We start from the raw sequence: 18,899 nt of genomic DNA, 5'->3' as shown, positions 1-18,899 counted from the left end.
CACTATGTGTGCGCCTGCGGGCGCGCTTCTCGATTCCTGATCGGTCTGGTGACCTGTTTGGCGACGCACGCCGGCATCCCGACCGTGGCCTCGGCCTGCTGCTCCCGGTAGACGCTCGGGGGCATGCCCACCAGCTCGGCGAACCGGGTGCTGAAGGTGCCGAGCGACGAGAAGCCGACGGTGAAGCAGACCTCGGTGACGCTCAGCTCGCCCGTGCGCAGCAGCGCCATCGCCCGTTCGATCCGCCGCGTCATGAGGTACGAGTACGGTGACTCTCCGTAGGCTTTCCGGAACTGCCGGCTGAGGTGCCCGGCCGACATGTTCACCCCGCTCGCGAGCGCCTCGACATCGAGCGGCTGCGCGTACTCGCGGTCGATCCGATCCCGGACGCGCCGGAGCAGCGCGAGGTCGCGCAGGTACTGCGCCGAGGCGGCGGTGCTGGTCACAGGAGAATCGTGCCACACCGGACCCGCGCGCCGGGCCGATGACGTGAATGACTCATTCCTGTCACCGGACGACAGGAATGAGTCATTCACTACGTCCCGGGGGGGGGGGGCGGTCCGGTACCCCAGGCCGGTCCCGCTGTCCTGAAGGGGACTTTGCTGTCATGTGATGACAGCAAAGTCCCCTTCAGCGCATCAGATGCCGGCAACGTCCCCTTCAGGTCGGCTGGGCCGCGACCGGGGCGGGGCGTCAGCGGAGGGCGGTGGTGATCGTCTCCCGTAGCCAGCGTTGCGGCGGGTCCGCGTCGAGCCGGGCGTGCCACGACAGGCGGACCTCCACCTCCGGGAGCTCCGCCGGGACCGGGAACCAGCGCAGGCCCAGTGCCGGGCCGTGCTGCTCGGCCAGGCGCTGGGGCAGCAGGCCCACGTAGTCGCTGGACGAGACCACCAGCGCGGCCACCGCGGACGTCGGCACGACCGCGGCCACCCGGCGGTGCAGGCCCGCGGCCGCCAGGACGTCGTCCAGGGGGCCGCGGGCGCGGCCGCGGCGGGACGCCGAGACGTGCGGGTGGCGGCACAGCTGGGCCAGCGTCGGACGGCGGTGCTTGCCCAGCGGGCTGTCCGCGCGCACCGCCGCGACCAGGCGTTCGCGGTACAGCACCGCGCTGTGGATGTCCGGCGCCGCGTGCTCGCCCACGCCGATGTCCAGGTCGATCGAGCCGTCGCGCAGTGCCTCCGCGCTCTCCGACCCCTCCGCGACGAAGCGCAGCGTGACGCCGGGGGCGGCCGCCGCCGTCGCTTCGGCCGCCGCCGTGGCCAGGGTGGCCGCCACGCCGTCGTTGATGCGGATCGTGAACGTGCGCTCGAGGTCCGCGATCGCCACCTCGGTGCTGATGAGCGCCGACGCCTCTTCCAGCAGGGACCGGACGCGTGGGGCGGTGCGCAGCGCGAACGGCGTCGGGGCCATGCCCCGGCCGGCGCGCACCAGGATCGGGTCGTTCATCGCCCGCCGCAGGCGGCCCAGCGCGCGGCTCGTCGCCGGGATCGACAGGTTCAGGCGCTCGGCGGCGGCCGTGACGCTCCCGTCCCGCAGCAGCGCGTCGAACACGCGCAGGAGGTTCAGGTCCACGAGTTGCACTGTACGCAAATCTGCCTTGACGAAGTTGCGTGGCACGGCACCCCACGGCTTCCTTAGCGTCGGCCGCATGGAGTTCAAGAAACTGGTCGCCCTGATGTGCGCGTGCGTCGTGCTCGTCGTCGGGATGGTCGCGGCGGTCAACCTCGCCGTCCCGATGCTCGCCGCGAGCGCGCTGCACCCGTCCGCGTCGTCGCTGGTCTGGATCGTCGACACCTACGTCGTCGTGTTCGCCTGTCTCGTCATCCCCGGCGGGGCCGCGGGCGACCGGTTCGGCCGCAAGGGCGTGCTGCTGGCCGGTCTCGTCCTCTTCGCGGCGGGCGCGCTGCTGTCGGCGGTGGCCCCGGACGTCGCCGTCCTGCTGGCGGGCCGGGCGCTCACCGGCGTCGGGGCCGCCGCCGTGCTGCCCAACTCGCTCGCCGTGCTGCTGCACGCCGGGCCCGCGGACCGCACGGCCGCCACGATCGCCACCTGGGCGTCGATGACCGGCATCGGCGGCGTCGCGGGCAACGTCGGTGGCGGGCTGGTCCTGTCCGGCGGCTCGTGGCGCTGGCTGTTCGCCGCCGCCGTCCCGGTCGCCCTGGTCGCGGTCGCGCTGGTGGCCCGCAAGGCGCCGGTCTCCTCGCGCCACGACCGTCCGCTCGACCCGCTGACGGCGCTGCTGCTCGTCGGCGCGTCGGTCGCACTGCTCGTCGGGATCGTCCAGGGCCCGGAGGCGGGCTGGGGGAGCGCGGTCGTCGTGACCGGCTTCGCCGCCGCCGCGGTGCTGTTCACGGCGTGGACGCTCCGCGAGCTGAAGGCCGGGCACCCGCTGCTCGATCCCCGGCTGTTCCGGATCGCGGGCCTGCGCAGCGCCTGCCTCGGCATGACCACGGTCTTCTTCGGCATGTTCGCGCTGTTCTACGTCAACGCGTCGTTCCTCCAGTACGCCAAGGGGTTCGGCGTGCTGGGGACCGGGCTGGGGATCGTCCCGCTGACGATCCCGATCATCCTCGGCGGACGGCACGTGGGGCTTCTGACCCGCCGCATCGGCCTCGACGCCACGGTCGCGCTCGCCTTCGCGTTCGTCGGCGGCGGCCTGCTCGGGCTGTCCACGAGCGACGCCGAGACGCCGTACGCGGGGTACGCGGCCTGGCTCGTGGTGACCGGGATCGGCGTGACGCTCGCGCTGCCGACGCTGTCCGGCGTGATCGCGGGTTCGCTGCCGCCCGCCCAGGCCGGCGTCGGCACCGGGCTGCAGGCCACCACCCGCGAGTTCGGGAGCGCGCTCGGTGTCGCCGTCATCGGCACGGTCATGACGGCGGAGTTCGCGGCCGCGCTGCCCCCGGACGCCCGCGGATCCCACACGGTGGCCGAAGCGCTGGCCAGGACGGTGCACGCGCGGGACGTCGTCACGGCGTTCGTCGAGGGCACGGACGCGGGGCTGCGCGTGGCCGGGATCGTCGTCCTCGTCCTGGGTGCGCTCGTCGCCGGCGAAGCCTGGCGGCGGAGGCCGTCCCGGGAGTTCCCGTTCTCCCGGGACGGCCGTGCACCGGTGCAACCCCGACCGGAGCCGTGACGACCTCCGCGGCGGCATACCCTTCCGCCGCGAAGGCCCCCACGGTTCCGTTGCCGTGCCAGGAAATCCCGGTACGGCCTTTCGACCCCCGGGCCCCCGCCCGGTGCGCCGGAAGAAGACCACCCCGGGGGCGTCGGGTTCCCTCGGGATGGCCCTCTCCTGGCCCGCCGGGCGCTGGCGTCAACTCAACGCGAGACGGGCAGGGGGACGTTGGGGCCGGTCACCACACCGCCCAGCCGCGGAGGGGGCGTGGTGACCGGCAAAGGGGACGGGGGCCGCCGCGCGCAGCCCCGCCCCGGCTTCACTACCTCCCCATCGGGATGGCCATCGTCGGCAGCGCCGCGCCGGGCTGCGCGGCGAACGCCGTGGTCGGCGGGGCCGGCAGGGCCTGTGCGGGGAACGCCGTCGTGGGGATGTCGTTGGCGAACTCGCTCTCGAACTCGCGCTCGAAGGCCTGGTGGTCGAAGCCGCTGTCGAACTCCGGCGGCACCTCGGCCGCCAGCGCGGCGACCGAAGGCTCGACGACCGGGACCTCCGCGACGGGCGCGGGTTCCGGCTCCGGCACGTAGTCGGGCGCGGGCAGCCGCCGGTCGAGCTCGGCCATCCAGTCGAGCATCGCCCGGGGCTTGTCCCACGCGGAGATGCCGACGAGCCTGCCGTCGCGGATGAAGCCGGTGATGCCGTCGGCCAGCGTGACCGTGTCCTCGGCCAGCGACGGCATCCCGCACATCTGCAGGCGGGTGTCGTACAACGTCGACCAGGCGCGGGGGAGCGGGGTGAACGGCTTCGCGCTCGAGTGCCCCAGCAGCAGGTTGTCCGCCGCGTGCCGGGCCGACTCGACCGCGTTGATCCAGTGCTCGACCCGCCGCGGGGTCTCGTCGAAGCGCAGGTTCGGCCAGCGCGCGATGTCGCCGGCGATGACGACGTCGGAGGCGCCTTCGGCGAACAGCTTCGAGTCGCAGAGCACGCCGTCGCTGATGTCGAGGCCGGAGCCGCGCATCCAGTCGACCGACGGGACGCTGCCGATCGCGAGCACGACGACGCTGGCGACCAGCAGCTGGTTGTTCGTCAGGTGCAGCCCGACGGTGTCCTTCGTGCTGATCCAGTGCCGGACTTCGCTCTTCATCGCCAGGTTCGCGCGGTGCTCGTGGTGCGCCTCGACGATGCCGCTGGAGACGCGGTCGCCGAAGCGGTGCAGGGGCGCCTTCGCGTGCCCGACCAGGGTGACGTCCCGGCCGATGTGCCGCATGCTCGCGGCGAACTCGTTGCCGATCAGGCCGGCGCCGATCACGACGGCGGGCTTCTTGCTGGCGTTGAGGCAGCGCCGCACGGCCATCGAATCCTCGACCGTGCGCAGGATCCGCACGCGCGGGTCGTGCCGCGGCGACCCGGGCAGGTGCCGCGGGTAGACGCCGGTCGCGGCGATCAGGCCGTCGTACCAGAGGGATTCGCCGCCGGGCAGGTGCACGACCCGCTCGGTGGTGTCCAGGTGCGTCACGCGCGCGCCGAGCCGCCAGTGCACGTCGAGGTCGGGCAGGTAGTGCGAAAGGCCCACGTCGCTGGGCCGTTCGGTCCCCATCACCAGTGCCTTGGAGACCATCGGCCGGTGGTAGGGCCGCCGTGCTTCGTCGCCGATCAGGACGATCTCGCCGTCGAAGTTCTGCTCGCGCAGGCGTTCCGCGGCCCGCAGCCCGGCGACGCCCGCACCCACGATGACGATCCGGTCGCCGTCAGCCATCGAGGTCCCCTCTCATCACGACCGCCTGCATCGGGCAGCAGCGGGCGGCCATCTTCGCCTGTTCCATGGTGGTTTCGTCGAGCAGCCGCGTGTGGAAGCGCAGGCGGCCGTCCTGGCCGAGGTCGAACACGTCCGGCGCCTCCATGGCGCAGATGCCGTAGAGCTCGCACCGGTCGTTGTCGACGCTGATCCGGGGCCCGCTTCCGGGCAGACGGAAGGGCATGTCAGGCCACCTGCTCTTCCACGAGTCCGATGCGTTCGAGGGTGCGCGCGGGCATGAACCGCAGCAGCGACACCGTGACCGCCGGGATGAGCAGCGTGATGCCGCCCAGCCAGACGACGGCGAGGTGGCCGTTGGCGATCGAGCCGAACCAGGCGTGCAGCGCCGTGAGCGCCACCGCCGGGTACGCGCAGCGGTGCAGCCACAGCCAGCGGCGGTAGGAGGTGAACCGCTGCAGGCCCGCGGTGAGCGCGATGGCGAGCATGATCTCGAAGCCGACGATGCCGGCGATGTGCCTGCCTTCCTGGCCCGCGAGGAACGGGAGGAAGAGGTACTGCAGGGAGTAGGGCTCGATCGTCAGGTAGAAGAAGCCGAGCGCGTGGATGCCGCCGAAGATCAGCGTCCCGGTCGCCAGCACCATGTGCGAGCTGCGCAGCGCCTTGCGGCCGGTGACCGACCGCACCCAGCCGGTGGCGGTGAGCACGCCCCAGGTGAGCGTCAGCATCATCGCGGCGTAGGACGCCCGTGCGGCGAAAGCCGCGAGCCCGCGGGCCGCCGGGTCCGTCTTCGGCTGGAACTGCTGCGTGACGAAGATCGTCGCTTCGTGCCAGGTCTCAACCATGGCTGCCCCCGGTTCTCACGGTGGCCGGCCGGCGCGACGCCCTGGCCCGGCCGCGATTGCCCTTGATCTGCCGCAGCACGTAGAACAGGCCGCCGCCGACCAGCAGGAACAGGGCTCCCACCACGGCGATCTGGGACGTGTCGAGGCCGAGCGGCTGGCCGACCGGCGCCGCGGTGGTGGAGACGGCCGGGGTGGGCAGCGCGGTGTAGTCGACCATCCCGGTGCTCTCGAGCATCGTCATGTGCCGCATGACGGCCTGGTTGCCGACGGTCGCGAACGCGCGCACGTCGTCGTTGCGGGTGCCGGCGCGCAGCTGCGCGAGGACCGCGAACACCTGGCCGTGCGCCGCGCGCAGCCGGTTGGCGAAGATGCGGTCGAACTCCGGGCCGGGCGAGGCGTTCATCTGCTCGGCGAGCCAGCCGAGCTGTTCCGCGGAGGGCTGGTCGGGGACCGGCGAGTTCAGCTTCGCCGACAACGCGCGCGTGGCGACGTCGAGCCGGCCGTGGTCCATCATGATCGCGAAGCCGACCGCCTGGACGATCGGGCTGCCCTTCTGCATCGCCATCATGCCGGAGGGCATTTCCCAGAGACCGGCCTGGCGCACCTTGGTCAGCAGCACCGCGTCGGTGTCGGACACCGAGGTGGTCTGGGCGGTCGAGGTGACGGCCACCGACGCGAGCAGCGTCAGCACCGCGACCAGCACGAACAGGACGCGGACCAGCGGGCGGGAACGCTCGGTGGCCGACGGCGGGCCGAAGTCCGGTCCGGCGAACTCAGACACCGAAAGCATTTTGCCTCCACTCGTCCTGGGTCAGCGTGATCTTGGTGCCGTCCGGCGCGATCGGGTACCAGGCCTGGTCGGCGCCCTGGCCGGACGTGTCGGCCGGTTCGCTGTCGCCGGCGAAGTGGTACAGCGGCCAGCCGGCCAGGGTGAGCTGCTGGGTGCCGTCGTCGCGGGTGATCTGGCCGATCAGGGACTGGTCGACGTCGATCGGGGCGAGGGTGCCACCGGCCTTGACCGGGATCCACTTCGCCGCGCAGGCGCCTACGCAGTTCGAGCGCGAGGGGTTCGTCGTGTCGCGGTCGTAGCGGTAGATGGTGTAGCCGGTGCCGTCGACGAGCATCAGGCCGAGGTCGAACGTCTTCGCGGCCCTGAGCTGGCTCTTCGCCGGGTCGTTCGGGGTGGCGGTGATGGGCTGCGGCATCGCGATGGTCATCGGGGCCTGCATACCGGGCATCTGCATCCCGGCGCCGCCGCCGGCGTACCCGCCGGCCGAGGTGGTGGCGGCGCCGGCCGTGCAGGCGGTGAGCAGGGCGAGTGCGGTGAGGCACACGGCGGCGGGGACCGCCGTTCGGGGAATGCGGATCACTGCTCCTCCGGAGGGCATGACTACGCGCTGTACCTTGAGGTGCAACGGAAAAGCGCGCGAAGGATCCACAGTGGACATGTGGTCCGGGGTGGATGCGGAGCGTTGCGGGGGACAACGCCTTGTCGGGGTCTTCGGTAGGGGATACGGACACGGTCCGGAAACGGTTCAAAAAAGTTTCGGGACCATTCGGTACTGGACTTGGGCCGTCCGGAGCACCAGGATGTCCCGCGTGGGACGGCACACCCGAGCGCTGAGACCCGCTCAAGATCCGGAAGTCGCTGGTGAGCTCAACGACGCCTCCGATGATCTGGCGAAGGCGCTTTACCAGGAGTTCGGCGGGTCCCTCATGGCGTTCGCGCTGCGGCTGACCGGCCACGACCGGCAGTGGGCCGAAGACGTCGTGCAGGAGACCCTGATCAAGGCGTGGCGGAACGCGGACAAGCTCGACCGCCGGCCGGAGATGCTGCGCGCCTGGTTGTTCACGGTCGCCCGGCGGATCGTCATCGACGGCTGGCGCAGCCGCAGTGCGCGGCCCCAGGAGCTCGAAGAGATCGAATCCGACGCGATCGCGGTGTCCGACGAGTCGGACCGGACGCTCGCCGCGATGATCGTTTACGAGGCGCTGCAGGGTCTTTCGCCCGAGCAGCGCGAGGCCATCCAGCAGACCTACCTGCGCGATCGGACCGTGAACGAGGTGGCGGCGACCCTCGGCGTCCCGCCCGGCACCGTCAAGTCCCGCATCCACCACGCCGTCCGCGCCCTGCGCCGGGCCCTGCGTGAGCGGGGGTGAACTGAGGGTGGCCGCGTCCGCACACACCGATGTCGCCGCGTACGTGCTCGGCGTCCTCAGCGAGGCCGAAAACACCCAGTTCGAAGCCCACCTGATGAACTGCCCGCACTGCCAGCTCGACCTGATCGAGCTCTACCAGCTGCCGGACGTCCTCGACCTCGTCAAGCGCAGCTGGCCGGAACCCCCGATGCCCGCGCCCGGCCCCCGCACCCTCGCGCCCGGGCCGCGCGTGCTGCGCGGCCTCATGGAAGAGGCCACGGTGAAGCGCCGCCGCCGCAAGCGCCTCGGCCTCCTGGCCGGCGCCGCGGCCGCCGCCCTCGTCGTGGCCGGCCCGCTCGTGACGCTGGCGGTCCGGCCCGCCGACGCCGTCCCGCCCGCGTCGCTGTCCGCGCCGAGCACGAAGCAGGCGCCGCCGGAGACGGGCGTCCTGGCGACGAGCGTGCCGCCCGCCCAGCCGGGCAGCAGCCAGACCTACGGGCGCGGCAGCGGCGGCTCCGCGGTCAACGCGCTCGTGACGGTCTCGCCGGTGGAGTGGGGCAGCCGCGTCGAACTCGAGCTGCGCGGGATCGTGGGGCCGGTGAAGTGCCGGCTGGTCGCGATCTCCAAGGCGGGCGACGAGAGCGTGGTGTCCAGCTGGTCGGTGCCGCCCAAGGGGTTCGGCATCCCGGGTTCGCCGGAGCCGTTGCGGCTGCAGGGAACCATTTCACTGGCGATGGACCAGATCGGCCGCTTCGAAGTCCGCGGTGACGACGGCTCGGTCCTCGTTTCCGTGCAGCGCTGAATCTTTTCTCCCGATAACGCGATGACCTGGATGAATGCTGCCCGGTTGCGTTCTGCTTGATAACGAACAGATAACGGACCGGTCGCTTTTGAACCTCGGGGCGCTGGGGTCCGTATCCCCCAATGCATCCCCCGATGCATCCCGACGCGGCGGAACCGCCCAACCCGACCCCCCGGTTCCGCGCGATCTCGACCTCAAATCAACGGTAGTTCTTGCCCGGGCTGCGGCGCTGTTCGGCGCGCCCGGAAAAACGAACGAGGTGAACTAGTCTATGGCCCGGAATTCTCGGTCCCCCGTGACGGGCAAGCACCGCGTTGCCCGCCGAACCAAGATCGCGATGGGTGCGATCGGCCTGGCGATCGCCGTCGGCGCACTCGCCGTCGCGGTCAGCGCGGGCCGCACGGGCGAGGCCAGTGCGGACCCCGCGGATCCGTCGTTCTTCATCGACATCAACAAGGTTCCCGCGGGCAACAACGTCAACGCGGCCTTGAAGAAGAAGGGCGCCCAGGGTTCCTTCACCGTCGACTGTGGAACGAACGCGGACGGCGCGCACCACAACCCGGACAACTTCATCGCGCAGCCCGGGATCAAGAACGGCGCGCAGCACCTGCACGACTACGTCGGCAACGTGACCACCGACGCCGATTCGAACCTGAAGAGCCTGCTCGCCGGCGACACCACCTGCAAGAACGGTGACAAGTCCGCCTACTTCTGGCCGGTCATCCGCATCGACCGCGAAGACGACGCGGCCAACGAGAGCGAAAACGAGCAGGCGCAGCAGAAGCAGCAGGGCAAGACCGGCGACGTCCAGGAAGACCAGAGCGGGCAGGACGCGCAGGCCGCGCAGGAGCAGGACCAGCGCGAGCGCGACGGCCGCGGCGGTGGCCGGACGAGCGCCGGGCGCAACGACGGCCAGAACGCCCAGCAGCAGGACGGTCAGGACCAGAACCGCGACGGGCAGCAGGATCGCCAGCGCCGTCCGCGCAACCAGGACCAGAACGGCCAGAACAACGGCGGCCAGAACGGTCAGAACGGCGACCAGAGCAGCACCGCCGCGGCACCGCCGGCCGAGGAGCTGGGTGGTCCCCAGGGCGAGAACGAAGAGGTCGGCGACAACGACGGCGAGATCATCGAGCCGGAGTCCGCGACCCTGAAGTTCATCGGCGGCGGCGCCCAGCAGGTCACCGCGATGCCGCTCGGCCTGCGCGTCCTCTACGGTGACGCCAAGCAGAGCACCAACGGCCCGGCGAACGCCCGGCCCAGCTGGACCTGCACCGGGTTCGAAGACCGGCTGACCGACCTGTACCCGATCTGCCCGCAGGGCAGCAAGGTCGAGCGCATCCACAACTTCCCGAACTGCTGGGACGGCAAGAACACCGACAGCGCGAACCACCGCACGCACATCGTGTTCGCCGACCAGCAGGGCAAGTGCCCCAAGGGGTTCAAGAACGTGCCCCAGCTGCAGGTGACGCTCGTCTACGACGTCCCGCAGGACGTGCAGCAGAACGGTCAGTACAAAGTGGACGCGTTCGCCCAGGAGAAGCACAACCCGCGGTCCGACCACGACGACTTCGCGAACGTGATGAGCAGGCAGATCATGGGCCGCCTGGTCAACTGCATCAACTCCGGCAAGGCCTGCGCCGAATAGCAGGGGAATCCCGACGAACCGCGCTCACCGGCGTGGTGCTCACCGCCTCCGGTGAGCGCGGTCCGACGGGAGTCCACTCGCGACGGTGACCTTCGGCCGTCCCCCTGAACCCCGGCCCGGCGGACCCTTCCCTCCACCTCACCCCCCTTTCGGTCCGCCGGGGCGGTGGCACCACCCCCGAAGAACCGCGGGCCCCCCGGGTCCCGCGCCCCGAACCCCGGTCCGGTGGACGTCTTCCCTCCACCTCACCCCCCCCAGTCCACCGGGCCGGGAATCCCCACCCCCACCCCGATCCGGCTCAGCCGGGTCAGCGAAGGAGGAACCGGCGGGAGTCGCTCCCGCCCCCGCGAGTTCCGGCCCGGTGGACGTCTTCCCTCCACCTCACCCCCACGTCCACCGGCGCCGGGACTCCGCCCCACAGCTCACCCCCGCCCGCGAGGTAGGGGACCGGGTAACTGAGAAACCGGCTCCGGCACGCGAATCCGCTCCGATTCGCAGGACTGCCCGCAGCCCTGAGTCCGCTCCGGTTGGCAGGAGCCGGCTCCCGGCAGGCGTGTTGGCTCCGGCTCGCAAGGTCCGCCAGCAGCACGTGATTCCGCTCCGGCTGGCAGGAGTTGGCTCCCGACAACTGAATCCGCGCCCGACTCGCAAGTTCCGCCCTGGCGAGCGAGTCCGCTCCGGTTGGCAGCAGCCCGCCTCCCGGCAAGCGAATCCGCCCCCGGCTCGCAAGATCCGCCGTGGCGAGCGATTCCGCTCCGGCTCACAAGATCCGCCCCCGGCAAGCGAATCTGCTCCGGCTCGCAAGTTCCGCCCCCGGCAAGTGAGCCCGCTCCGGCTCACAGGACCCGGCCCCGGCACGCGAATCCACTCTGGCCCCGCGATCCCCACCGGCCGGTAGCCGCCCCTCGGCTCACCCGGCCGGTTTCCCGCCCTCCGAACCGTTCGCCCAGCCGCGATCGAGCCGCTCCCGAGCAGCTCCCCGAAGCCCGGTCCGGTGGATGCTTCCCTCCACCTCACCCCCCTCATCCTCCGGGCCGGTCCCCGCTGCGGTCCCCGTGCTCCGGCACGGGGGCCGCGGCCCAGAAGTCCAGCGGCACCCGCCCCGTTCCGCGGCCCGACGCGTCGAGCAGGCGGCCCATCAGCTTCACGCTCCGCAGCGTCACCGCCCGGCCGGTGATCTCCAGCCACGGCAGCTTCGCCGCCAGGAGCGCCTCCACCGCCACCGTGTCGTGGTGGGACGGCAGCCACAGCACCAGCATCAGGTTCGCCGCCCCGGTCAGCGCCGCGCACATGCGGACCTCCGGCAGCATCGCCAAGGACCGCGCCGTCGTCTCCAGCTTGTCCGGCGGGACCCGCAGCCACAGCGTCACCGTCACCGGCGCCGGTGAGGCCGACCGGGCGATCTCGCAGCGGATGCGGATCGCGCCGCGCCCGAGCAGCGTGTCCAGCCGCCGCCGGACGGTCGTGGCCCCGACGCCCAGCGAAGCCGCCAGCGACGCCGCCGACGCGCGGGCGTCCGCGCCCAGCGCCAGGATCAGCGCCCGGTCCGTGTCGCCGAAGCGCAAGGGCGCGCGGTGGCGAGCCGGCTTCGCCGAAAGGGCCTCGCGCTGGCCCGGCGAAATCGCCCGCACCCGCCAGCGGCTGCCTTCGGTGAACATCCGCGGGGACAGCACCGTCCGCGTCCGCACCACGCCGGGCACCGCGGGCACGTGCGCGCCCAGCTCGCGCACCGTCGGCGCGACGACGTGCGCGAGCAGGTCGCACGGCCCGGCCAGGTACTCGACAGTGGCCACGCGCGGGTCCGCAGCCAGCGCGGACGCCACCGACAGCACGGCCCCGGGCTCGCAGTCGATCTCTACGAACGCCAGCGACAGCTGCGCGGTCAGTTCGCCGCCGACGTACGCGGTCAGCCACGCGTCGCCGCGGTCGACGAGGGCGTCCCAGCGCCGGGCGGCGGTCACCGCACCCAGGCCGAGCGCCTGGCCGAGCGTCGACCAGGACGCCCGCGGCGCGGCCTGGAGCGCGTCGACCAGTTTGAGGTCCTGCTCGGCCAACATGGCGGATTCTTCGCTCATCGGGCCCCGCATCGGTGGTTCCGGTGTTTTTCCCCGGCCATTGTGCTCGACACTTGCATGATCTGCGGATGACCCTGCGCTCGGACGCCGCCGCCCTGCTCGACGATCTGGTCGCCCTCCGCCGCGACCTGCACCGCATCCCCGAGATCGGCCTCCACCTGCCCCGCACCCAGGAACGGGTGCTCGCGGCGCTGGACGGCCTGCCCCTCGAAGTCAGCCTCGGCAAGAACCTGTCGTCGATCACCGCCGTCCTCCGCGGCGGCAAGCCCGGCGGAACGGTGCTTCTGCGCGGCGACATGGACGCGCTCCCGGTCACCGAGGCCAGCGGCGAGGAGTTCAGCTCGACCCTCGACGGCGCCATGCACGCCTGCGGCCACGACCTGCACACCGCGGGTCTGGTCGGCGCGGCCCGGCTGCTCGCCGCCCGCAAGGACGACCTGCCCGGCGACGTCGTCTTCATGTTCCAGCCCGGCGAAGAAGGCTGGGACGGCGCCGGCCACATGATCGAGGAGGGCGTGCTGACCGCGTCCGGCAAGCACGCCGACGCCGCGTACGGCCTGCACGTCTCGGCCGCGAGCTACGCGAAGGGCCACTTCGTCGCCCGCCCGGGCACGCTGATGGCGGCGTCGGGCGCCCTCGCGGTGCGCGTGCTCGGCGACGGCGGCCACGGCTCGTCCCCGCACGACGCCCGCGACCCGATCCCGGCCGCCTGCGAGATGGTGACCGCGCTGCAGACGATGGTCACGCGCTCCTTCGACGTCTTCGACCCGGTCGTCGTCACGGTCGGGACGTTCCACGCCGGCACCCGGCGCAACATCATCCCGGACGACGCGGCGTTCGAAGCCACGCTGCGGTCGTTCTCGCCGGAGGTCGCGGCGCGGGTGGGGGAGCGCGCGGTCCAGGTCTGCCGCGGCATCGCCCAGGCGCACGGCCTCGACATCGAAGTCACCTACGAACCGGAGTACCCCGCGACGGTCAACGACGCCGCCGCGTACGACTTCGTCGCCGACACCATCCGTGACGTCTTCGGCGAAGAGCGGTTCACCGAGATGGCCGATCCGATCACCGGTTCGGAGGACTTCTCCCGGGTGCTCGAACGCGTTCCGGGCGCGTACCTCTTCCTCGGCGCCTGCCCGGGCGACCCGGAATCCGCGCCGGACAACCATTCGCCGCGCGCCCGCTTCGACGACGGCGTGCTCGGCGACGGCGCCGCGCTGCTGGCCGAACTCGCCGTCCGCCGCCTCGGGCTCCTGGCCGGGTGACGTTCGTGCGCAGCTACCACTGGCCCCCGCTGCTCCCGGTCGTCGCGCTGGTCCTGATGCCGTTCCTGCCGTTCGTCAACACCACCGGGCTGTGGCTCGGGCTGCCGCGGATGGTCGTGTGGGGCGCGTTCTGGTGCCTCATGTTCACCCCGGCCTTGCTGCTGTCCGAACGCCTGCTGCGCGACCGGGAGGAAGACTCGTGATCCTCACCTTCACGCTGGTGGGCATCGTGCTGATCGGCGTCCTCGGCTTCGTCGGCCGCCGCAAGCCGGTCGCCGACCTCGCCGAATGGACCGTCGGCGGGCGCCGCTTCGGCGCGCTCACCATGTGGTTCCTGCAGGCGGGCGAGGTTTTCACCACCTTCACCTTCCTCGGCATGGCGGGCCTGGCGTTCTCCGGCGGCGTCGCGGCGATGTACGCGCTGCCGTACGTGCCGATCGCCTACGTCGTGCTGTTCTTCCTCGCGAAACGCCTGTGGACGCTGGGCAAAGAGCGCGGTTACCTCACCCAGGGCGACTTCCTGGAGGACCGCTACTCCAGCCGGGCGCTGGGGACGCTGTCGGCGGTGCTGGGCGTCGTGTTCGTGCTGCCGTACCTGCAGCTGCAGATCACCGGGCTCGGCCTGATCGTCCGGCTGGTGACCGGCGACACCGCGTCCGGGACGCTGAGCATGGTCGCGGGCAGCGTGCTGGTGGTCGCGTTCGTGCTGTGGGCCGGGCTGCGCGGCGTCGCGGCGACGTCCTACTTCAAGGACGGGATCATGCTGGTCGCGCTGGTGGTGCTGATCATCGCCGTGCCGACGCACTTCGCCGGCGGGATCAGCGGCGTGTTCCACAAGATCGAGCAGCTGCACCCGGAGAAGCTGATCGTCCACAGTGGAGCGAACGACCACGTCTGGTTCGTGACGAGCATGCTGGTCAGCGCGATCGGCGTCGGGCTGATGACGCTGCCGCACTCGTGGCCGGCGCTGATGTCCGCGCGCGACCCGAAGGTGCTGCGGCGCAACTACACCTGGATGCCGGTGTACGAGCTGTGCCTGCTGCTGCCGATGATCGTGGGGTTCGCCGCGATCATCGTGGTGCCCAAGGGCAGTGATCCGAACGGCGTATTGCTGACGCTCTCGAAGGACGCGCTGCCGCCTTGGGTCACCGGCGTCATCGTGGTCGCCGCGACGGCCACCGCGATGGTCCCGGCCGCCGGGATCCTGATCGGCATCTCGTCGCTGGTGGCGCGCAACATAGTCCGTGTCTCGAGCGGCCGCAAGCAGTTCTGGATCAACCACGGCACGGTTGTGCTCGCGAGTACCCTTGCCCTCGTGCTCGGCATCTTCCGGCCGGATCTGCTGGCCAACCTGCTGCTGCTCACCTATTCGGGCTCGGTCCAGCTGGCCCCGGCCAACCTGCTCGGGTTCCTGCGGCGCGTACCGGTCGGCAAGGGCCCGGTGTTCGCCGGGCTGATCGCCGGCGAGCTCGTGGTGATCTGGCTGACCTTTGTGGACACTCATTTGGTCGGCACCGTCAACGTGGGCCTGGTCGGGCTCGGCGTCAACGTCGTCGTCCTCGCAGTGGCCGCGCTCGTGGCGCGGCGGCAGACATCTCTCGTGGAGGCGGCGTGACGCGCACGGTGTTCACCGGTGGTTCGGTCTTCGACGGCACGGGCGCCGAGCCCGCGGCGGCGGACGTCGTGGTCGAACACGGCCGGATCGTCGACGTCGGCACGGATCTGGACGGCGACGAAGGCGTCGACTGCACGGGCGCGGTGCTGCTGCCCGGGCTGTTCGACTGCCACGTGCACGTGACCGTGTCGGACCTCGGGCTGCTGGCCCGCGTGCAGAAGCCGTTCTCGTATCAGTTCTACGAAGCCGCGCGGAACCTGTGGGCGACGCTCGGGCTGGGCATCACGACGGTCCGGGACGCCTCGGGCGCGGACCTCGGCATCAAGCAGGCGGTCGACGACGGGCTGATCCCCGGGCCGCGGCTGCAGATCTCGATCGGGCTGATCAGCCAGACCGGCGGCCACGGCGACAGCTGGAACCCGTCCGGGCTGTGCGTGCCGCTGCTGGTGCCGCACCCGGGCCGCCCGGACGCCACGGTCGACGGCCCCGACGAGATGCGCCGGGTGGCCCGGACGCTCCTGCGTGCGGGCGCCGACGTCCTCAAGGTGTGCACGACCGGCGGCGTGCTGTCGCCGCGCGACGACCCGCGGCACTCGCAGTTCACCCCGGAGGAGCTGGACGTCCTGGTCGCCGAGGCGTCGATGCAGGGCCGCCCGGTGATGGCCCACGCCCAGGGCGCGGCGGGCATCAAGAACGCGGTCCGCGCCGGCGTCCGCTCCATCGAGCACGGCATCTACCTCGACGACGAGGCGATCGAGCTGATGCTCGGCCACGGCACCTGGCTGGTCCCGACCCTGATCGCCCCGGTCAACGTGGTCCGCGCGGCCGACGCCGGCGTCGACCTCCCGTCGGCGGTGGTCGCCAAGGCCCGCGAAGTGGTGGAGGTGCACCGCGACTCGGTCCGCCGCGCGTACGCGGCGGGCGTACGCATCGCGATGGGCACCGACAGCGGCGTGGGCCCGCACGGCACGAACCTCGAGGAACTGGCCCTGATGGCAGCGTGCGGCATGACCCCACCGGACGTCCTGGAGGCGACGACGTCGTCAGCGGCCCGCCTGATGGGCCTGGACGGCGAACTGGGCCGCCTCGAGCCGGGGTTGCGCGCGGACGTGGTGGTGGTGTCGGGCGACCCGTACGACTTCCCGGCGCTGGCGTCGAACATCCGCGAGGTCTGGAAGGACGGCGTGCGGGTGGTCTGACGCCGTCAACGCGGGTCGAGCCGGAGGGTGGTCGCGGCGGCTTCGGGGGTCACCATGGCATCGGTGCCGCCGCCGGGGTACTTGGCGCGGTAGGCCGCGTCGACCGCCGCGGTGATCTCCGGCGCGGCACCGAGGTCTTCGACGGTCACCTCGGCGGCCAGGCCGGGCACGCGGATCCGGGCCCGGCGCGAGCGCAGCGCGTCGCCGAACCAGCCGGTGTCCCGCCGGTACCAGCTCCGCACGTAGACGTTGCCCTCGGCGCACACGACCCAGATCGGCGTCCACCGCCGCGAGCCGACGGCGATCTCCAGCTCCCGGGCGTCGTCCAGGAGGGCCAGCTCGTCCAGTGCCCACACCGCGCCGTCAGAGCTCCGGGCTGAGCAGGTCCCGCAACGCGGCCGCGAACTTCGCCGGGTTCCGCTGCGGCGCCAGGTGCGCGCCGGGGACCTCCGTGAACGGCAAACCCAGTTCCAGCGCCAGGATCTTCGCCGGCTGGTAGTGGTAGCGGCCCCGGCTGCCTTCGCCCGCCACCGGGAAGATCTCCGTGCTCGCGCGGCGCAGGGCGCGCAGGTCCGGCAGGTAGTCGAAGAACTCCGTCAGCTCGCGGTCGAACAGGCGGATCCAGTCGGCCTCGTGCGGCAGCCGGATGTTCGGCAGGTCGGGCAGCGCCGCGCCGGCGATCGCGTCGGCGAAGCGCGTCACGGCGGTCATCAGCTCGCCGGAGCGGGCCAGGCGGACCTGTTCCGCGGCCGCTTCGAGCCAGCCGCCCGCGTCCGGCATCAGGTGCACCGCCGGGGGTTCGTGCGCGACGAGGGCGCTCACCCGCTCCGGGTGGCGGGCGACCAGGTCGAGGCCGATCAGCGCGCCCGCGCTCGTGCCGAACACCAGCGCCGGGCCGTCGGTCGCGTGGCCGAGCACCGCGAGCGCGTCGTCGGCCTGCAGCGACACCGGGACCGGGCCGGTGGTGGTGTCCGTGCTGCCGAAGTGCCCGCGCCGGTCGTAGGTGATCACCGTGTAATCCGCGTAGAGCTGCTTCGCCAGCGCCCGGTAGGAGTCACCCGCCCCGGTACCGCCGGGGATCAGCAGCAGCGCCGGGCCCTCGCCGCCGCGGCGGACGAGGAGCTCCCCGTCCTGAACCGGGCAGCGGCTCTCCGAGATCATGCATCGAAGTGAAGCACAAGCGGCGCAAGCCATTGTGCGCGGTATGACGGAACGCCGGGGGCTAGATCCGCTCGATGATCGTCGCCGTCGCGAGGGCGCCGCCCGCGCACATCGTCACCAGCGCGGTCGACGCGTCGCGGCGCTCCAGCTCGTGCAACGCCGTCGTCAGCAGGCGCGCGCCCGTGCTGCCCACCGGGTGGCCGAGCGCGATCGCGCCGCCGTTCACGTTGACCCGCTCGGGGTCCGGTCCGGCGACCTGCTGCCACGACAACGCCACCGATGCGAACGCCTCGTTCACCTCGAACAGGTCGACGTCACCCACCGTCATGCCGGTCCGCGACAGCACCCGTTCGGTCGCGCGGATGGGGCCGTCCAGGTGGTAGTACGGCTCGGCGCCGACCAGGGCCTGCGCGAGGATGCGGGCCCGCGGGCGCAGGCCCAGCTCCGCCGCCCGGTCCGCGTCGACCAGGAGGAGGGCCGCCGCGCCGTCGGAGATCTGGGAGGACGTACCCGCCGTGTGGATGCCGTCCTCGACCACCGGCTTCAGGCGCGCCAGGCCCTCGACGGTCGTTTCGCGCAGACCCTGGTCACGTGCGACCAGGCGGGTTTCGCCGGTGGGAGACCCTTCGGGGGACAGGACCGGCGCCTTCACCGGCACGACCTCGCGGTCGAAGTGCCCGGCCGCCCACGCGGCCGCCGCCTTCTGCTGAGAAGCCGCGCCGAACGCGTCGACGTCTTCGCGCGTGAGCCCGCGCCGGACCGCGATGCGCTCGGCCGCGCCGTACTGGTCGGGCAGGTCGATCGTCCACGACGACGGCCGCGGGGACGCGCCGGCACGGTTGGCGCCCAGCGGGACGCGGCTCATCGCCTCGACCCCGCAGGCGACGCCGAGCTCGATGGCGCCCGCCGCGATCAGGCCGGCGACCAGGTGGGTGGCCTGCTGCGCGGAGCCGCACTGGGCGTCGATCGTCGTCGCGCCCGTCGTCTCGGGCAGGCCCGCGTGCAGCCACGCCGTGCGCGTGACGTTGTTCGACTGCTCGCCCGCCTGCGTGACGCAGCCGCCGATCAGCTGCTCGACCAGTGCCGGGTCGATCCCGGCCCGGTCGATCAGTGCGAGCTGCGCGGCACCGAGCAGTTCGGCCGCGTGCAGGCCGGCCAGCAGCCCGCCGCGCTTGCCGATGGGGGTCCGCACGGCTTCGGCGATGACCGGCACGCCCATGTCGTCCCTTTCGTCGGGAAACACTGTCCACTGATCCAAAAAGTAGAACAAGTTATTGTTTTC

19 protein-coding genes are annotated in these 18,899 nt (G+C 72.0%); 8 read left to right on the top strand and 11 right to left on the bottom strand.

Annotated features, from left to right (window positions below):
• Positions 1-2: 2 nt before the first annotated feature.
• Both SD460_RS37320 and SD460_RS37315 read right to left on the bottom strand, forming a co-directional pair.
• Entirely contained in the window at positions 3-446 is a 444-nt protein-coding gene (locus SD460_RS37320) for a helix-turn-helix transcriptional regulator (protein ID WP_290061527.1), read from the bottom strand.
• Positions 447-693: 247 nt separating this feature from the next.
• Positions 694-1,581, bottom strand: coding sequence for a LysR family transcriptional regulator (locus tag SD460_RS37315; protein WP_318307413.1), 888 nt, complete (start codon positions 1,579-1,581; stop codon positions 694-696).
• A gap of 67 nt (positions 1,582-1,648) precedes the next feature.
• Here SD460_RS37315 and SD460_RS37310 point away from each other — a divergent pair, with 67 nt between their 5' ends.
• Positions 1,649-3,136 (top strand): MFS transporter, encoded by a 1,488-nt coding sequence (locus SD460_RS37310; protein ID WP_290061524.1) that lies wholly within the window; start codon positions 1,649-1,651, stop codon positions 3,134-3,136.
• Positions 3,137-3,440: 304 nt separating this feature from the next.
• Here the strand turns inward: SD460_RS37310 and SD460_RS37305 are convergent, their stop codons facing one another.
• From SD460_RS37305 to SD460_RS37285, 5 genes are read right to left on the bottom strand one after another with little or no spacing between them, the layout of a single operon-like run.
• Complete coding sequence (locus SD460_RS37305; RefSeq protein WP_318307412.1) at positions 3,441-4,874, bottom strand: FAD-dependent oxidoreductase; 1,434 nt, start codon at positions 4,872-4,874, stop codon at positions 3,441-3,443.
• The gene (locus SD460_RS37300; RefSeq protein ID WP_086865695.1) at positions 4,867-5,097 is read right to left on the bottom strand and encodes a ferredoxin; all 231 of its coding nucleotides are present in this window, start codon (positions 5,095-5,097) and stop codon (positions 4,867-4,869) included. The genes SD460_RS37305 and SD460_RS37300 overlap by 8 nt, the downstream gene beginning before the upstream one ends.
• A 1-nt stretch (position 5,098) precedes the next feature.
• The gene (locus SD460_RS37295) at positions 5,099-5,716 is read right to left on the bottom strand and encodes a ferric reductase-like transmembrane domain-containing protein (RefSeq protein WP_290061522.1); all 618 of its coding nucleotides are present in this window, start codon (positions 5,714-5,716) and stop codon (positions 5,099-5,101) included.
• The gene (locus tag SD460_RS37290) at positions 5,709-6,506 is read right to left on the bottom strand and encodes a DUF4142 domain-containing protein (RefSeq protein ID WP_290061521.1); all 798 of its coding nucleotides are present in this window, start codon (positions 6,504-6,506) and stop codon (positions 5,709-5,711) included. The genes SD460_RS37295 and SD460_RS37290 overlap by 8 nt, the downstream gene beginning before the upstream one ends.
• On the bottom strand, positions 6,490-7,086 hold the full coding sequence (locus SD460_RS37285; protein WP_290061519.1) for a hypothetical protein: 597 nt from the start codon (positions 7,084-7,086) through the stop codon (positions 6,490-6,492). The genes SD460_RS37290 and SD460_RS37285 overlap by 17 nt, the downstream gene beginning before the upstream one ends.
• Before the next feature lie 229 nt (positions 7,087-7,315).
• Between SD460_RS37285 and SD460_RS37280 the strand changes: the two genes are divergently transcribed.
• From SD460_RS37280 to SD460_RS37270, 3 genes are all read left to right on the top strand, one after another.
• Positions 7,316-7,876, top strand: coding sequence for a sigma-70 family RNA polymerase sigma factor (locus SD460_RS37280; RefSeq protein ID WP_290061517.1), 561 nt, complete (start codon positions 7,316-7,318; stop codon positions 7,874-7,876).
• 7 nt (positions 7,877-7,883) lie between these two features.
• The gene (locus tag SD460_RS37275) at positions 7,884-8,657 is read left to right on the top strand and encodes a zf-HC2 domain-containing protein (RefSeq protein ID WP_318307411.1); all 774 of its coding nucleotides are present in this window, start codon (positions 7,884-7,886) and stop codon (positions 8,655-8,657) included.
• Positions 8,658-8,928: 271 nt separating this feature from the next.
• Complete coding sequence (locus SD460_RS37270) at positions 8,929-10,305, top strand: DUF1996 domain-containing protein (protein ID WP_290063084.1); 1,377 nt, start codon at positions 8,929-8,931, stop codon at positions 10,303-10,305.
• A gap of 1,022 nt (positions 10,306-11,327) precedes the next feature.
• Here SD460_RS37270 and SD460_RS37265 read toward each other — a convergent pair.
• Positions 11,328-12,362, bottom strand: coding sequence for an Lrp/AsnC family transcriptional regulator (locus tag SD460_RS37265; protein WP_318307410.1), 1,035 nt, complete (start codon positions 12,360-12,362; stop codon positions 11,328-11,330).
• A gap of 86 nt (positions 12,363-12,448) precedes the next feature.
• Between SD460_RS37265 and SD460_RS37260 the strand changes: the two genes are divergently transcribed.
• The 4 genes from SD460_RS37260 to SD460_RS37245 are packed head-to-tail and all read left to right on the top strand — an operon-like array spanning position 12,449 to position 16,456.
• Complete coding sequence (locus tag SD460_RS37260) at positions 12,449-13,642, top strand: M20 metallopeptidase family protein (RefSeq protein ID WP_290058365.1); 1,194 nt, start codon at positions 12,449-12,451, stop codon at positions 13,640-13,642.
• Positions 13,639-13,845 (top strand): hypothetical protein, encoded by a 207-nt coding sequence (locus SD460_RS37255; protein WP_290058364.1) that lies wholly within the window; start codon positions 13,639-13,641, stop codon positions 13,843-13,845. The genes SD460_RS37260 and SD460_RS37255 overlap by 4 nt, the downstream gene beginning before the upstream one ends.
• Positions 13,842-15,257, top strand: a complete 1,416-nt coding sequence (locus SD460_RS37250; protein ID WP_290058363.1) for a sodium:solute symporter family protein — start codon at positions 13,842-13,844, stop codon at positions 15,255-15,257. The genes SD460_RS37255 and SD460_RS37250 overlap by 4 nt, the downstream gene beginning before the upstream one ends.
• Positions 15,254-16,456, top strand: coding sequence for a metal-dependent hydrolase family protein (locus SD460_RS37245; RefSeq protein WP_290058362.1), 1,203 nt, complete (start codon positions 15,254-15,256; stop codon positions 16,454-16,456). Before SD460_RS37250 ends, SD460_RS37245 begins: the two co-directional genes overlap by 4 nt.
• A 5-nt stretch (positions 16,457-16,461) precedes the next feature.
• Here the strand turns inward: SD460_RS37245 and SD460_RS37240 are convergent, their stop codons facing one another.
• The 3 genes from SD460_RS37240 to SD460_RS37230 all read right to left on the bottom strand — a co-directional run bounded on the left by SD460_RS37240 (position 16,462) and on the right by SD460_RS37230 (position 18,836).
• The gene (locus tag SD460_RS37240) at positions 16,462-16,812 is read right to left on the bottom strand and encodes a DUF2255 family protein (protein WP_290058361.1); all 351 of its coding nucleotides are present in this window, start codon (positions 16,810-16,812) and stop codon (positions 16,462-16,464) included.
• 7 nt (positions 16,813-16,819) lie between these two features.
• Positions 16,820-17,617: an alpha/beta hydrolase gene (locus tag SD460_RS37235; RefSeq protein WP_290058360.1), complete on the bottom strand. Its 798-nt coding sequence runs from the start codon at positions 17,615-17,617 to the stop codon at positions 16,820-16,822.
• A gap of 61 nt (positions 17,618-17,678) precedes the next feature.
• Complete coding sequence (locus tag SD460_RS37230; protein WP_318307409.1) at positions 17,679-18,836, bottom strand: steroid 3-ketoacyl-CoA thiolase; 1,158 nt, start codon at positions 18,834-18,836, stop codon at positions 17,679-17,681.
• Positions 18,837-18,899 lie beyond the last annotated feature (63 nt).

Origin of the sequence: Amycolatopsis solani, assembly GCF_033441515.1 — a bacterium.
Taxonomy (GTDB): Bacteria; Actinomycetota; Actinomycetes; order Mycobacteriales; family Pseudonocardiaceae; genus Amycolatopsis; species Amycolatopsis solani.
Note: the sequence above shows the minus strand (reverse complement) of the source record. Positions and strands in the feature narration are given on the sequence as shown.

Bases quoted from the DNA above. Each gene is read 5' to 3' on its own strand.
- SD460_RS37310 (WP_290061524.1), top strand. From the start codon at position 1,649: ATGGAGTTCAAGAAACTGGTCGCCCTGATGTGCGCGTGCGTCGTGCTC.
- SD460_RS37305 (WP_318307412.1), bottom strand. From the start codon at position 4,874: ATGGCTGACGGCGACCGGATCGTCATCGTGGGTGCGGGCGTCGCCGGG.
- SD460_RS37300 (WP_086865695.1), bottom strand. From the start codon at position 5,097: ATGCCCTTCCGTCTGCCCGGAAGCGGGCCCCGGATCAGCGTCGACAAC.
- SD460_RS37295 (WP_290061522.1), bottom strand. From the start codon at position 5,716: ATGGTTGAGACCTGGCACGAAGCGACGATCTTCGTCACGCAGCAGTTC.
- SD460_RS37290 (WP_290061521.1), bottom strand. From the start codon at position 6,506: ATGCTTTCGGTGTCTGAGTTCGCCGGACCGGACTTCGGCCCGCCGTCG.
- SD460_RS37270 (WP_290063084.1), top strand. From the start codon at position 8,929: ATGGCCCGGAATTCTCGGTCCCCCGTGACGGGCAAGCACCGCGTTGCC.
- SD460_RS37265 (WP_318307410.1), bottom strand. From the start codon at position 12,362: ATGTTGGCCGAGCAGGACCTCAAACTGGTCGACGCGCTCCAGGCCGCG.
- SD460_RS37260 (WP_290058365.1), top strand. From the start codon at position 12,449: ATGACCCTGCGCTCGGACGCCGCCGCCCTGCTCGACGATCTGGTCGCC.
- SD460_RS37235 (WP_290058360.1), bottom strand. From the start codon at position 17,617: ATGATCTCGGAGAGCCGCTGCCCGGTTCAGGACGGGGAGCTCCTCGTC.
- SD460_RS37230 (WP_318307409.1), bottom strand. From the start codon at position 18,836: ATGGGCGTGCCGGTCATCGCCGAAGCCGTGCGGACCCCCATCGGCAAG.